Raw genomic sequence first — 14,903 nt, forward strand, 5'->3', positions numbered from 1 at the left:
GGGGATAATGGTCGGCTCCATGCCGTTCCTGTAGCGTTGCCGTATAACCCGTTTGCTAACTCCAACCGCCCATGATGCAGAAAACGCTCATACTCCTTGCGCTCTTGGCTGCGGCCATAGGCTTGCAGGCGCAGGGGGCTGCAGATACCTTGCAGCTGGACAGCCCGTACCAGCAATACCTGCTGCCGCAGGACCTTGCTGCCTTTGTGGACAGCACAAGCACGATGGGCTTGGCAGAAGCCCAGAGGCAGCGCTTTGGGCCGGTAGAAGCCCCGGAGCCTTTGTCTATCGCGCATGCGTATTGGATGCGGTTCTACCTGCCACAGGATACGGGCACCGTGTATGAGCTTTTCAATGCGGCATTCGACTCCGTAACCTACTTTGTGCCCCGGCTGGGGAAAGGGTATTCTGTCCATCACTTTGGGGCTTTCACGGACACGCTCGCCGACCGGGTAGGCTTGCGCTATCAGTTTGAAGTAGGGGAGGGGGTAGACTTGGCAAAGCCGGTTTACGTCCGGGTCAGGAATTTTTCAAAATGGGGGGTCGACCGGAGCTTCAGGCAGTTCTATATCATGAAATACCCCATTGGCACGCCAGTGGTTTATGATCAGAGCGGGGCCGAAGAGCTCCTTGTTTTCGGGGGCTTCCTGGGGGCATTGTTTTTTGTGTTCATCTATTTCATGGCACAGTTTGGCATGACCCGGCGGCAAGTTTACCTCTTGTACAGCCTGTATGCCCTCATGTTATTCCTCTATTTTGCCAACCGGCTGGAGCACTTTCGATCTTGGTTGATAGAGATCAACCCGCTCTGGTTTTTTTACATCAACGAGAATACCCAGATCCTCTCCGGAGTGTTCTATTTTGCTTTTGTGCGCAGCCTGCTCAATGGGCCAGAGCGCTACCCCCGGTTTGATAAAATCCTGAAAGCCTTTTTGGCAGGGTTCATCGCTTTCATGCTTTTCTACAACCTTGTATTTTTTATAGACCGCTTCAATCCGCTTCATCATTGGCTGATGACCGTGTTCAGGGCTGCGAATGTCCTGCTGTCCGTTCTGTTTATGGCCGCCATTCTCCGAAAAGGCCCGACCCGCCTGGAGTGGATTGTCCTTGCCGGGGGGCTTATGCTTTTGCTGGCCGCTGTGCTCCCGCCCTTGCTCGTCCGCATGCAGTTGTCCATCCCTTTCCTGCTGGTGGAGCTGGTCATCTTCTCCCTTGCTCTAGGGTATCAGGTAAGGCAGCGCGACTTGGAGCGCTTGCGCACAAGGGAGGAGCTGATCCGACAGCTGGAGATCAATGCAGGCATACAGCAACAGATGCAGCAGAAGCTGGAAGAAGAAGTGGAGCGGCAGACGAGCCTGGCAGTCGCCAAAACGCGGGAGGCGGAACAGGCCAAGGCACAAGAGCTGAAGACCTCCTTTCAGCGGGAGCTGGAAACGATAAAGATGAAAGCCCTTCAGGCACAAATGAACCCCCACTTCCTCTTCAACTGCCTGAACTCCATCCGGCTGTTTTACCTGAAGAATGAAACGCGGAAAGCAGACGCTTACATTACCAAGTTTTCCCGCTTGCTGCGCCTTATGCTGAGCCATTCCCGGGCCAACTTCATCAGCTTACAGGAAGAGCTTGATGCTTTACAACTGTACGTAGAGTTCGAACAGATGCGTTTCAAACAGCGCTTTGATTACGAATTTGTTGTGGGGCAGGGGGTACAGCCCTCCAATTGCCAAGTACAGCCATTGACCATTCAGCCTTTTGTAGAAAATGCCATCTGGCATGGGCTGATGCAAAACAGCCGGCCGGGCAGGCTTTCGGTACAGGTAGAAAAACAAGGCGGGCAGCTGCTTATCATTGTAGAAGACAACGGTATCGGGCGCGAAAAAGCCTCCGCCATGAAAGCCGGGCAGGAGCAGTTGAAAACACAATCCTTTGGGCTGCGCATCACGCAGGAGCGCATGGAGCTCATGCGGCAGTCGATGAACCAGAAAGCTGCCTTCAAGATTGTCGACTTAAAAGATGGATCGGAAAACCCCACGGGCACCCGTGTGGAAATTGTATACGACATTATTTCCCCAACACATGAAAGCAGTTATAATTGATGATGAGCTGGACAGCTTGGAAACGACAGAGCTCCTCATTGAGGCTTGTTGCCCCGAAGTGGAAGTGGTCGGCGTTGCCAATGATGCAGAGCGGGGTATCCGCATGGTAGACAAGCTCCGCCCCGAGCTGGTCTTTCTTGACATCTCTATGCCCAAGATGAGCGGTTTTGAGCTGTTGGAACATTTACAGCACCGTTCCTTTGAGCTCATCTTTACCACTGCCCACGATGAGCATGCCCTCAAGGCCTTTCAGGTCGGTGCGGTGCACTACCTGCTCAAGCCTATTGATGCCGATGAGCTTCGTCAGGCGATTGAGCGGGTGCTGAAAAAACATCAACAAGCCCCTGAGCCTGATATTGCCCGTTTGGTGCAGCAGCTGGCTGCCAGCCGTCAGCCTAAGATTGCCATCCCCTCCACCAAAGGTTTGGAAATGCTGGAAGTGGACCGTATCATCCGCTGTGAGGCCGACTCCAATTACACCCTCATTATTGCCCAAGGCGATAAAATAGTGGTGACCAAAACCCTGAAAGAGCTGGAACAGATGCTGGAGCCCCACAACTTCGTCCGCGTCCACCATTCCCACCTGATCAACCTAGCCCACCTCAAGGCCTACCAAAAAGGGGAAGGGGGCGTGGTAGTCCTTTCCAATGGGGAGCACATCAACGTTTCCCGCAGCCGCAAGGCCAGCCTGCTCGAGCGTATCGGGCCTGCATAAGCCATACGGCTTCATCAGCCCCTCCGCCAACTACTCACTCTTATTTGCCAGTTACCCGGAAAAATGGCAGGTGGCTCAATCTTCATTGTGCCCACACCCTACAGAAGGCATCTTTGCATCATCCAAAAAGCCCCCCGGTTGACCATTTTCCTGTTAACGGGCCATCTGGCCTCAAATCCCACTTACGATTATGAATCTGTTAAAGTATTTCCCCTTGGGCCTCTTCGTTGTAATGGCGTTCGCAGCCTGTGATTTAGACCCCCTTGGCAATGACGGCCCTTCCGGAGGCCCTGAGCTGTTAGATTGTAGTGCTTTCCGAGAAAACCTCACCTTGGAAGACAGAGGGCTGGACGTAGACTATATCGTAGACTGCCGGGCTTTTGTTGATGCAGACCTTACCATCGAGCCTGGCGTGACCATCGCCTTCGAATCGGATTCAGGGCTGCAAGTAGGCGATAACGGCTCTATCACCGCCATCGGCACCATGAACAACCCTATCATCTTTACAGGCACGGACAAAATTGCTGGCGCTTGGTCGGGCATCCTAATCGAATCGGCAGACGTCAAAAACCGCTTGGAGCACGCAGTGATCGAATACGCAGGAGGCGCGCCCTTCAACTCCAACGACGACCGTGGAGGGCTCATCCTTTGGGCAGACGCTGGCATCTCTATGAACAACTGCCGCATCAGCAACAGTGCCGCCTATGGGCTTAACCTAGCTTACTACGATTACGAAATCCGTGACATCAGCAGTTGTACCTTTACGGACAACCGCGACCCGGTATTCGCATTTGCAGAGGCCATCCACTTCCTTGATAAGAGCAATACCTTTGCCAATAATGTCAACAATTATATTACTGTGGGCAGCAGCGCTACGCTCCCCGGTACGTTCACTTGGCAAAATTTGGGCATCCCTTACCGGTTCATCCCTACCAATTTTGGCATTACCACTTACACTCGCCTCGTTTCTGGCTGCACCGTGAATGTTGAGCCAGGCGTCGTTATGGAGTTCAGCACGGGCACAGGCCTCGAGGTAGATGACAACGCGGGCTTCACAGCGGTAGGGGCTCCTGCAATGCCTATCCTTTTCACAGGTGTAGACAAAGCGCCCGGCGGATGGGAAGGGCTATACTTTGGCTTTACGCAAAGTGTGAACAACCGCATAGAGCATGCCATCGTGGAGTATGCCGGTGCAGGAGATTCTGATGCGGCCATCTATATGTGGGCCAACCCCCGCCTGCAAGTATTGAACACAGCGTTCCGCAGCATCGACGGCTGCGCTTACCGCGATAGCAACAGCGACCCTTTCGACAACCCCAACTTCTCTGAATCGGGCAACACCTACGATGGCGTAGCCGGCGATGTCTTCTGTGGATCTTAGTCGTACAACAGAGGCACCTAAAGCCCACTGGGCGCAAACTAGCGTATCGTTTTCTTTTATGGGGGCCTGCCCCTGCCAGCGGGCAGGAGCCGCTATGCTACGGGGCTCGCTATCCGCTCGGCCCTGTCGGGCTTGCCACCCCTGCGCAGCGCTAGGCCAATGCCAGCCTAAAGCCCGGAAAACATAAACGCCTGCGGCATTTTGGCTCACGCCCAGCCCACTTGATCATCCCATTGAACTAAAGTTGACTGTTTTTTCCAGTTTTGCAGAGCGGCTGTCCCTACGGAAGGGGCAGCCGCTTGGCTTTGTGGCCTGTGGCAGTGTGGAAAAATGGAGCTGATATTTTTTCGGCCCCTGCACCGAAAAGGGTACTTTAGATGTTCTATTGAATGGAGCCCCGCCCGGTGCGCTCTGCCAGACCAAAACCGACCGACATGCCAGATTTCGTTCACTTACATTGCCATACCCAGTATTCATTGCTCGACGGGGCCACTGAGATCGGGGCCATGATGGATAAGGCCGCCCGAGATGGGCAGCAGGGCGTAGCTTTGACCGACCACGGGAATATGTTCGGGGCGTTCAAATTTGTGGCAGAGGCCGAAAAGCGCAACCTCAAGCCGATTGTAGGCTGTGAGTTTTACCTGGTGGAAGATCGCCACCGGAAGTCTTTCTCCCGGGCCAAAGGCGAAAAAGATGTACGCTATCATCAGCTGTTGTTGGCCAAAAACCAAAAAGGGTACGAGAACTTGTCGAAGCTCTGCTCCCTAGGCTTCATCGAAGGGCAGTACAGCAAATTCCCCAGGATTGACAAAGAGCTGTTGGTGCAGCATACAGAAGGGGTGATTGCTACAAGCTGCTGCATAGGTGCTGAAATCCCGCAGGCCATTATGCAGGGCGACCTGGAAAAAGCCGAGAAGATGGTCAAGTGGTGGCTGGAAGTGTTCGGGGAGGATTTTTATATAGAACTGCAACGCCACCGTGGGCTGGAAAATATCGATGGCCTTGGCATCAGCCAAGAAGACATCAATCAGCAGCTGCTGGTTTATGCCCGAAAGTACAATATCAAGGCCATTTGTACCAATGACTCCCATTACTTAGAGGAGGATGACTACATCCCCCACGACATCCTGCTGTGTATCAATACCAACAGCCAGGTCGATCAGGAAAAGCGCTTCCGGTTCCCAAGCTCTGACTTCTTCTTCAAGACACAGGATCAGATGAACGGCCTGTTCCGGGATGTGCCCGAAGCAGTGGACAATACGATGGACATTTTCCACAAAATTGACCACCTCAAGTTGGCCCGGGACATCCTCCTGCCTGCTTTCCCTATGCCGGAGGGCTTCAAAACACAGGACGACTACCTTCGCCATCTGACGTACGAGGGGGCGAAACGACGATATGGCACCATTACCCCAGAGATCAAGGAACGGTTGGACTTTGAGCTTTCCGTTATCGCAAATTCCGGCTACCCTGGCTACTTCCTTATTGTACAAGACTTCACCACTACGGCCCGGCAGATGGGCGTGTCCGTAGGCCCTGGGCGGGGGTCCGCCGCCGGTTCTGCAGTCGCGTACTGTATTGGGATCACCAACGTAGACCCCATCAAATATGACCTGCTGTTCGAAAGGTTCCTCAACCCCGAGCGGGTATCTATGCCAGATATCGATATCGACTTTGACGATGAGGGGCGGCAGAAAGTCATTGATTATGTGATTGACAAATACGGGCAGAACCAAGTCGCCCAAATTGTCACCTATGGCACTATGGCCGCGAAAATGTCCTTGCGGGATGTGGGGCGGGTGCTCAACGTGCCCCTGCCTGAAGTAGACCGGGTGGCCAAAATTTTCCCCGCTCACCTGAAGGCTACCCTCAAAAAGGTACTGGCAGACGGCGATGTGGACAGCAAACTGAAAGGGGCGCTTAATAGCGAAGAACTGGAAAAGGCTTATCAGTTTAGGCAATTGGCGGAAGCCCCGGATCAGATAGGGGAGATGATACGTACAGCGCAAAAGCTAGAGGGCTCTGTCCGAAATACAGGCATACACGCCTGCGGTGTCGTTATCACCCCCGATGAGATCACCAAATACGTACCGGTCAAAGCAGATACAGAAACCGGCATGCTCGTTTCCCAGTTTGACAACAGCGTAGCGGAAGACGCGGGCCTGTTGAAGATGGACTTCTTGGGGCTCAAAACGCTGACCATCATCAAAAAAGCGGTGGAAATGGTGGAGCGCAACCACGGTGTCAAGCTAGATATGGACGAGGTCCCGCTCGAAGACCCGCCTACTTACGAGCTCTTTCAGCGGGGCGAGACAGTAGCCATTTTCCAGTATGAGTCGCCGGGCATGCAAAAGTACATGAAGGAGCTTGTCCCTTCCACTTTTGAGGACCTTATCGCCATGAACGCCCTGTACCGCCCTGGCCCGCTTGAGTATATCCCGGAGTTCATTGACCGTAAGCACGGCCGCAAGCCGGTCATTTACGATCTTGATGCTATGCAGGAGTACCTGGAGGAGACCTACGGGATCACGGTTTACCAGGAGCAGGTGATGCTGCTTTCGCAAAAACTGGCAGGCTTTACCAAAGGCCAGGCAGATATGTTGCGCAAGGGCATGGGCAAGAAGAAAAAGAAAATCATTGACGAGCTCCACCCCAAGTTTATCGAGGGCGGCATGGAGCGCGGGCACGATAAAGAGAAGCTCGAAAAAATTTGGAAGGATTGGGAGGCCTTTGCCTCTTATGCCTTCAATAAGTCGCACTCCACCTGCTATGCTTTCGTCGCTTTTCAGACGGCTTACCTCAAGGCGCACTATCCGCCAGAGTTTATGGCCAGCGTACTCACCAATAACCGGAGCGACATCAGCAAGGTCACCTTCTTCCTGCAGGAGTGCAAGCGGATGGGGCTTAGCGTGCTCGGCCCTAGTGTCAATGAGTCGGAAGCCGACTTTTCGGTGGATAAAGAGGGCAACATCCGTTTTGGCCTGACAGCCCTGAAAGGGGTAGGGGAAGGCCCTGTGGAGGCTATCCTGGAGGAGCGTCAGGCCAACGGGCCATACGAAAGCCTGTTCGATATGATGCGCCGGCTCAACTTGCGGGCAGTGAATAAGAAAGTGTTGGAGAGCCTCGCATTAGGTGGTGCGTTCGACTGCTTTGAAGGGGCCCACCGGGCGCAGTACTTCGCCCCTTCCGAAAAGTTCGATAGCCTGTTGGAGCATGCGCTGCGCTACGGGAACGCCTATCAGTCTCAAAAAGCACAAGCGGTCAATTCCCTTTTTGGCGATACGGATGAAGTGATGATCCCGGAGCCTGACGTGCCGGCTTGCGAGCCCTGGCCGCTGGTGGAGCAGCTCAACAACGAGAAAGGAGTAACGGGCATTTTCATCAGCGGGCATCCACTGGACGACTACAAAATGGAGATTGATAATTTCATCAATTGCACGCTCGATGAGGTTGAAAAGCACCAAAACCGGCCTGCTCTCAATATCGCTGGCATGGTAATACAGGCCCGGCACATGATCAGCAAGAACGGCAACGGATGGGGCATATTCGAGCTGCAAGATTATCGGAGCACCCTGGAGTTCAAGTTGTTTGGGGAAGATTACCAAAAGTTCAAACACCTGCTCGAACTGGGCAAAGCCCTGTTCCTTACCGTCGGCTGGCAAAAAAGCTGGCGGGGCGAAAGCATGGAGGTCAAAGTGAAGGAGGTGCGCCTGCTGGAAGGGGTGGCTGAGAATATGACGGACGCCATCACCTTGAAAATACCGGTGGAGCAGCTGTCTATGGAGTTGATAGAAGCGGTAGACGAAGCCTGTGCGGCTCACGCTGGCCCGCATAGCCTACGCATGGAGCTCATAGACCGCACCAAGCGGCTGAAGCTGCTCATGAAAGCCAAGGAGAGGAAAGTAAATGCCGCCAATGGCTTTATCTCTGCGGTGGAAAAGCTGGGGCTGGATTACACCCTCAATTAGCAACGTTTACAGGCTGCCCAAAGGCATTGGGCGGGCGCCGTTCAGCGCCCGCCTATGTTGTCTTAGCCCTGCTGCTGCTTTAGCAGGTCACGGATTTCTGCCAAGAGCTCTTCCTGTGTAGGCCCTTTGGGCGGTGCAGGCTTGGCTTCCTCTTCCTTCTTTTTCTCGGTCAGTTTGTTGTACGAACGCACGACCATGAAAAGGACGAAGGCTATGATAAGGAAATCGATAACCCGCTGTATGAATATGCCATAGCGGATAGCAACCTCTTCCTGTACCACTTCCCCTGCGTCATTGACTATCCCTTCTTGTAAAACGAGGGCCAGTTGGCTGAACTCCACCTCGCCGAGCAGGAGCCCGATAGGGGGCATGAGGACATCCTTGTTGAAAGAAACAACAATAGCGCTGAACGCCCCGGCAACAATGACAGCAACTGCAAGGTCCAGCACATTGCCTTTCATGATAAAAGCTTTGAACTCTTTCCACATAGTCTTATAGGTTTTTTGTTGTCTAAAAGTAAGGAATTTTGGTGGGTCTCAGCTTAGAGACGCACACCCTGCCAATCGGTAACCGTGCCAATTGATATTTTATTGGAGGGGCATCGTTATATGGTGAACAAAACCGCCTGCTAACCACTTTAATAGTAAAGCTATTTCATTAAAATGCTTTGCTATGAAAAATTACTTGTTTTTATATATTCCTGTTTGCTTATTAATAGGTTATGTCTCCCTGAATGGACAGGTTAGCCCAGGGCAGTCAAGCCGGGTTTTTGTAAAAACCAGCAGCGTGACCTGGGCAGATGGGCTTGGGCGCCACCTTGCCGCAGGGGACGCCTACCTACAGCGCGGGCAGTCGGAGCTGGCTTTGGAAGCCTACGATTATGCCGTGGCCAATTGGCCCAATATGGCAGAGCCTCTTATCAAGCGGGCTTTAGCAAAATACCATCTCGGCAGGGTGGCAGCTGCACGGGCCGATTATCAGCAGGCACAGCGCATTAGCCCGGAAGTCAGCCGTTTGTATGGTTTTGGCAGTGCTGTCAACCGCTTGGAGGTCTTAGCCTTCGAGCCCGATGAGCTCCTTCAGCGGTTGATACAATCGCCTGGCCAGGCCCCACAGGAGGAGGTCGTGCGCCTACTGCAGGAAAGCATGGCCCTGAAGTCGAAGGGGGAAGTGCCAAGGGCTTTGTCTGATATAGACCGCGCGATCCGTCTGTCGGATAGCCCGGATGCAGCCCTCTATAAGATGAAAGGCAATTTAGAACTGCTGCTCGGGCGCCACCTAGAGGCCGAGTCGAGCTACTCCCGGGCCATCTCCCTAGCGCCCGCTTTCGCTCAGGCGTATTACAACCGGGGCCTCAACCGCCTATTGCTCTACGATCACAGCGGGGCTTGCGCAGACTTCGCGCAGAGCGTACAGCTCGGCTATGTGCCGGAGTACCGCACGGAAAACCCTTGGTCCTGCCCTATGTAAGGGCTTGATGCCCGCCAGGCACAGGCTGCCTGCTTTCGCGAACCAGATTGCGCCTTGTTTGTCTTTTGAATGATGTTAGCTGCCTGTTGCACAAGGGGGCTAGCGCCTGTAGCCAATGTTTTCCTGCAGGCCTCAAACCTTTGCCTCAATGGGAGCTTGCCAAATACTGATTATTGATGAAAACGGCTTCGTTCCTGGCCGTTCCCATGGCTCTTCCTGTGCGGGGAGGCACGGGAAGGGCATACGGCAAAAGCCGCATTTTTAAGCCTTAAACTAAAATGCTATGAAGAGTTTTCTGTATGCCCTCGTGGGCCTGATGTTATCTTCTCTGGCCATGAGCTGCACCGTTGTCAAGCAGGGCGAGGTGGGCGTAAAGCGCACTTTTGGCCGCTATGCCGACCGGCCTTACACCGAAGGGCTGCGTGCCTTCAACCCTTTTACTTCGGTGATTGTCAAGGTGCCTGTACAGACAGAGAATATGGAGGTTTCCCTGAATCTGCCTTCAAAAGAAGGGCTAAACATCCGGGCGGATATTTCCATACTGTACAACCTGCAGCCGAGCAAAGCGCCGGATATCCTGCGCGAGATCGGGCGGAGCTATGAAGCGAACGTCATCCTCCCTGTTTTCCGGTCCACTGTGGCAGATGTCACAGCCCGCTACTTTGCCAAAGATATGCACACTGGGCAGCGGGCGATCATAGAGGAGGCCATCAAAACCCAGATGGGCGGCTTGCTGAAAGATAGGGGGATCATCATCGAAGCCGTGCTCATCAAGAGCATTCAGCTGCCGGCCAATTTGGCGCGTGCCATAGAGGAAAAACTGGAAGCAGAGCAGCGTGCGCTGAGGATGGAGTTTGTCCTGCAAGAAGCGCAACAGGAGGCGCAGCGCCGCCGGATCGAAGCCGAAGGCGTAAGGGACGCACAAAACATCATCTCTCAGGGGCTAGACCCCAACCTCCTGCAGTTCAAGTCGATAGAGGCCTTCCTTGAGCTGGCCAAATCGCCCAACACCAAAGTCATTATCACAGATGGCGATATGCCCATGCTGATGGATCTACAGGATACCAATGTCCGGCAGAGTGGTATCCGCGATTGATCCCCCTTTGCTAACAAGCTGCAACAATAGTAATCAGTCTGAGCCCGGGTGCTTGCCTGCTTTGCAGGGCGCCCGGGTTTTGTGTGCTTGGCGCAAAATGCTACGCCTAAGCAAGGGTTTGCCTTTGTCTTGCCGGCTTTGTTGTGCTTGATTTTTAAATTGGGGTTTGCGTTTTTTTTGTTTTTTTATATCGAGGTTTAATTTTTTATAGAAATTATTTGCTTTTTGAAGGGGGGGGGTAAATTGCAGCATTGTTAACCTTTAGACCCTTTATTTTATAAAAGTGTTATTTTCGTTATTATTGGCAATGTTTGCATGGGGCGCTCTGCCTGCTTTAGACGGAGGCGGGCAGCCCGATTGGTTCATTTTTGTAGATGAATGCGGCAACGTCGAAGTGTACGATGATGGCTGCAATGGTGCGGTCCAAGTATACGATGAAGCTACGGGCAGCTCCATCATCTACGGGCGCCAATGCTAAGAGATGCTATATTAGACCTACTACCTTAAGGTGGGGGAGGAAGCCTCCCTCATCCTGTCAGCACCTAAATCTAGACCTGATGAACAAGCCCATTGTATTATTTTATTTGCTGTTCTGCAGCTTCCTGTCCCAAGGGCAGGCTTTAGAAGTTTCCTATCAGTACCAGAAATCCCTTCCGGCTGAGGCTTTAGCCAAGCTTTCGGCCTTAGGCCCCGGAGGCCTTATGGCAACGAAAGCCCCTACCGTTGCACTATTGTACTTAGAAGGGCAGCGGAGCGATTGTTTCTTTCTTCCAATGGATACCCTTATCGGCAATGTGCCAGTCAGGAGCGGGCTCAATACCTCGTTGCATTACTTTAAGGACCGCGCTCAGCGCAGGCTGTACAGGAGCGATCAGAAGAACACGCCTCATATTGGCACAGACGAGCCGCTGCAGCCGCTGAATACCTGGCAGCTGCGCCCCGACCTGCCTGCTAAGCGCATATTGGGCTATTCTTGTCAGGCTGCAAGCATGGCCACCGGAGGAGGGGAGACCCTTGCCTGGTATGCCCCACAGTTGCCTTACCCCGACGGCCCACTGTGGTACGCGCTCTTGCCGGGCTTGATTTTAGCGGTAGAAACGCCAACAGCTAGCATTGAAGCCACCCGGATCAAGCGGCTGAAGGCCCTGCCGGCGGGCCATACGCTAGACTATTCGCCGGATGAGGTAGTCCCGCTTTCTGAGCATAAAGACATGATGCTCCGGGCAAGCACCTATTGATATGCTTTGCTTTGCATTGCGCACATCGTGGGGGGATGGCCGAAAGGCACAGGCTTGCATGTACTGCTGCCATTTAGCCCGATTGCTCGTAAGCTTGTCAGCCATCATGCTGTTGGGCGTTGCTCGCCTTATTGCACAGGAGGGGGCTCTTGTTCAGCTTCAGGCCATAGACGGGCAAGGCCTTGCAATGGGTTCGGTTATTGTCACCTTGCAGGCAGACAGTGCAGGCAGCGTACTGGCCTATGCACTTACGGACGAGGCTGGGCGTGCTGAGCTTTCGGCCCGCCCTGGGCGGTACAGGCTCACCGCCCGTTATCTGGGGTGCCAAGAGGTGGTACGCCCTGCTTTTGAAGTAGGGCCCGGCATGGAGCAGCCTGTACAACTGGTGTTCGATCAGTGTGGGCTAGACTTGCCCTCCCTGGAAGTTACTGCTGAGGCCCCTGCTATGCAGATCAAAGGAGATACGCTCATTTTCAAAGCAGACCGCTTCGCGACGGGGCAGGAGCGCAACCTGAGCGATCTGTTGGGGGTGCTGCCCGGGCTCAGTGTAGATGAGCAGGGGCAATTCTCTTATCAGGGCCGTAGTATTGATGAGCTCCGGCTCGAAGGCAATGATGTGTTCAACAATCAGCATCAGCTGGCAGGCAGTGGGCTCCGGGCTGCCTACATTGACAGGATACTGGTGGTAGACAACTTCCGTGAGGCAGCCGATTTGCAGTCGGCCGACAGCCGGGTGCTGGCGCTCGATATCCGCCTGAAAGAAGCTTATAAAGGTGCCTGGCAGGGCGACTTGGAAATGGGGGCAGGCTGGCCTCTGCTTGCTTACAATGGGCAGGCCAATGGCCTTAAAGTGAACAGCCGGTCTGCGGGGCTGGCTTTTGGCAGAGCCAACAACAATGGCACTCCTGTGCTCAGGCCTGCCGATTTTCTCAGGCTACAGCCTGATCTGCCTGCCGCGCTAACAGCCGCTAATGGGGATTTGCGGCAGCTCATCCCTGAAGGCCTGCTGATAGAGGAGGGCCTATCAGCCAATGCCGATGCTTTATTGGCGGGCAATATGCAAGTCAATGGCGAGCGCCACCGGTGGCGGGCGGCTGGGTTGAGCGCCCTTATGCGAAGGGCGCGCTCCCAAGATTTCACCTGGGTATTCCCCGATGGCGGTGAGGTGCTGTCCGGGCAACAGGAACTTGGCCAGCCTGCTTGGGTACAGCAGGCGCAGGGCGCTTATGCCCGTTGGGAGCCGGAAGCATGGACGTTGGAGACAAGTGCCTCCGCCCTGTTTACACAAAACCGGGCCCGGCACCGGCAGCAGTTCGAAGGCAGCCCGGAGCTGCTGCAAGACCGCCTGCTCAATCAACAGCTTCGGCTGCAGGCACAGCTCGGGTTTCAGCGGCAGTGGTCTGCCAAATGGTTTTCAGAAGCTTTGGTAAAAGGGCGCTCCGCCCATCTGTCACAACAATTTTATAGCAACTTTGAGCACCCCTCCGGAGCCCTTGCACTCCTTGAAGGGGACAACCGCCGAGAGGGCATTGTAGATTTGCAGTTGCAGCACGCCTATCGGTCTGGCCAATGGGAATACTCGCTGGCGCTATCCGGGCAGCTTCAGCAGTGGGCGTACCGGCAGGACGGGCAGCAGCAGGTGTCCGTCATCAATCAACATGCAAAGATGAGCTGGCTGGCCCGCCGGTCGGGCGAAAGGGGCAGCCTGGAACTAGAGCCGGCTATAGCTTACCTTGAGGCTGCTCGTGATGGGCAAGCCCCACAGGGGCAATGGGCAATGCTGGGCGCTTTCCGCCTCCGGCAGCAGCTGGGCAAAGGGCAGCGGTTGACTGCTCAGCTGTCGAGGAACGTGCGGCAGGCCGCCCCTTTGCAGGTGTCTGGCATCAGGCGGTTTTCTTCTTATGACCGTGCCGAGGGGTATACCGTGCCTGTAGGCGCCTTGTTCACCGGTTGGCAGCTCTCCGCCGGTTACTTTTCAGTCAATGCTGCTGCCCGGTCAAGGTGGGCCGCTCAGGCGAGCCTGCAGTACGCACCGCAGGCGCCGGGGGTGAGCAGTGAGCGGCTGGAGCGGTTTCTGCTTTTGCAAACGGTAGTAGTGCCAGGCGCATGGGGCAGCCACTGCTCCATTCACTGGGGGAAAAGCCTGGCCAGTTACCCTCTCAAATGGAGCATTAGAGGCAGTCAGCAATGGCAGAAGGGGTACCTGCCACGGGCAGAGGGCGAAGCTGTTTTTCAGGCGCTTTCTTATCAGCTGCAGGCAGAGGGCAGGACGGTCAGGAAGGAGCGGCTTAATGGCACTTTGAGCTTGTCTTTTGCACAGTTTGACCGGAAGTCTGCCGAGCTTTCTTTCCGAAATCAAGTGCACCGCTATCAGGCAAGGGGGGAGGCCGTAGTACAGGCCGGAGGGTTTGCTTTTCGCCCTGGGCTGGAGATTGCCCACTTCCGCAATGGTGCTCAGCGGCTGACGGTGGAAAACGTACAGCTGTCTGTAGAGTGGAAGCCACAGGAAGGTGCAGATTGGGGGGTTACCCTGTCAGGCCATGACCTCACCCATCTCAGGGGCGCTACTGATGCCCGGGCCGTTTGGGACGGGCAGGTGCTTATCAACACTACTTTTCAGCGGTTGCCTGGTAGTCTCCTGCTCGGCCTAAGGTATGCCCTTTGACCGCAGCCAAAAAGCAAGCCCACCAAACAATTGTCTGCCCTTATGGGTTTAAAGCAGGAACTGTAGGGCGTGAACCAAAATGTCACAGGTGTTTCTGCTTTTCGAGCGTTAGCTTGGCATTGGCCTAGCGCTGCGAAGGGGTTTAAGCCCGATAGGGCCGAGCGGATAGCGAGCCCCGTAGCATAGCGGCACCTGCCCTTGGGCAGGGGCAGGCCCCCAAAAAAAAAAACGACAATCTGGTTTGCGCCCGAACTGTATTGCTGCCCCGCAGCAG

The 14,903-nt window shown here is 54.5% G+C and carries 10 protein-coding genes; 9 read left to right on the forward strand and 1 reads right to left on the reverse strand.

Annotated features, from left to right (window positions below; genetic code table 11):
* Positions 1-71 precede the first annotated feature (71 nt).
* The 4 genes from FRY97_RS07445 (at position 72) to dnaE (ending at position 8,160) form a co-directional block, all read left to right on the forward strand.
* Positions 72-2,096: a histidine kinase gene (locus FRY97_RS07445; RefSeq protein WP_147166819.1), complete on the forward strand. Its 2,025-nt coding sequence runs from the start codon at positions 72-74 to the stop codon at positions 2,094-2,096.
* Positions 2,077-2,811, forward strand: a complete 735-nt coding sequence (locus tag FRY97_RS07450) for a LytR/AlgR family response regulator transcription factor (protein ID WP_170254538.1) — start codon at positions 2,077-2,079, stop codon at positions 2,809-2,811. The genes FRY97_RS07445 and FRY97_RS07450 overlap by 20 nt, the downstream gene beginning before the upstream one ends.
* A gap of 190 nt (positions 2,812-3,001) precedes the next feature.
* The gene (locus tag FRY97_RS07455; RefSeq protein WP_147166821.1) at positions 3,002-4,192 is read left to right on the forward strand and encodes a hypothetical protein; all 1,191 of its coding nucleotides are present in this window, start codon (positions 3,002-3,004) and stop codon (positions 4,190-4,192) included.
* A 434-nt stretch (positions 4,193-4,626) separates the two neighbouring features.
* Entirely contained in the window at positions 4,627-8,160 is a 3,534-nt protein-coding gene (gene dnaE / locus FRY97_RS07460) for a DNA polymerase III subunit alpha (protein WP_147166822.1), read from the forward strand.
* Between the two features lie 62 nt (positions 8,161-8,222).
* Here dnaE and mscL read toward each other — a convergent pair whose 3' ends face one another.
* Positions 8,223-8,648: a large-conductance mechanosensitive channel protein MscL gene (mscL, locus tag FRY97_RS07465; RefSeq protein WP_147166823.1), complete on the reverse strand. Its 426-nt coding sequence runs from the start codon at positions 8,646-8,648 to the stop codon at positions 8,223-8,225.
* A gap of 184 nt (positions 8,649-8,832) precedes the next feature.
* Between mscL and FRY97_RS07470 the strand changes: the two genes are divergently transcribed.
* From FRY97_RS07470 to FRY97_RS07485, 5 genes are all read left to right on the forward strand, one after another.
* Positions 8,833-9,630 (forward strand): tetratricopeptide repeat protein, encoded by a 798-nt coding sequence (locus tag FRY97_RS07470; RefSeq protein ID WP_147166824.1) that lies wholly within the window; start codon positions 8,833-8,835, stop codon positions 9,628-9,630.
* A 283-nt stretch (positions 9,631-9,913) separates the two neighbouring features.
* A complete protein-coding gene (locus FRY97_RS07475; protein ID WP_147166825.1) occupies positions 9,914-10,726 on the forward strand; it encodes a prohibitin family protein in 813 nt (270 codons plus the stop codon).
* A gap of 301 nt (positions 10,727-11,027) precedes the next feature.
* Positions 11,028-11,204 carry a hypothetical protein gene (locus tag FRY97_RS22290; RefSeq protein ID WP_170254539.1) on the forward strand — a complete coding sequence of 59 codons (177 nt, stop codon included), beginning with the start codon at positions 11,028-11,030 and terminating at the stop codon, positions 11,202-11,204.
* Positions 11,205-11,283: 79 nt separating this feature from the next.
* A complete protein-coding gene (locus FRY97_RS07480) occupies positions 11,284-11,964 on the forward strand; it encodes a GLPGLI family protein (protein WP_170254540.1) in 681 nt (226 codons plus the stop codon).
* A 94-nt stretch (positions 11,965-12,058) separates the two neighbouring features.
* On the forward strand, positions 12,059-14,629 hold the full coding sequence (locus FRY97_RS07485; protein WP_147166827.1) for a carboxypeptidase-like regulatory domain-containing protein: 2,571 nt from the start codon (positions 12,059-12,061) through the stop codon (positions 14,627-14,629).
* Positions 14,630-14,903 lie beyond the last annotated feature (274 nt).

It is taken from the genome of Phaeodactylibacter luteus (assembly GCF_007993045.1).
GTDB classification, from domain to species: Bacteria; Bacteroidota; Bacteroidia; order Chitinophagales; family Saprospiraceae; genus Phaeodactylibacter; species Phaeodactylibacter luteus.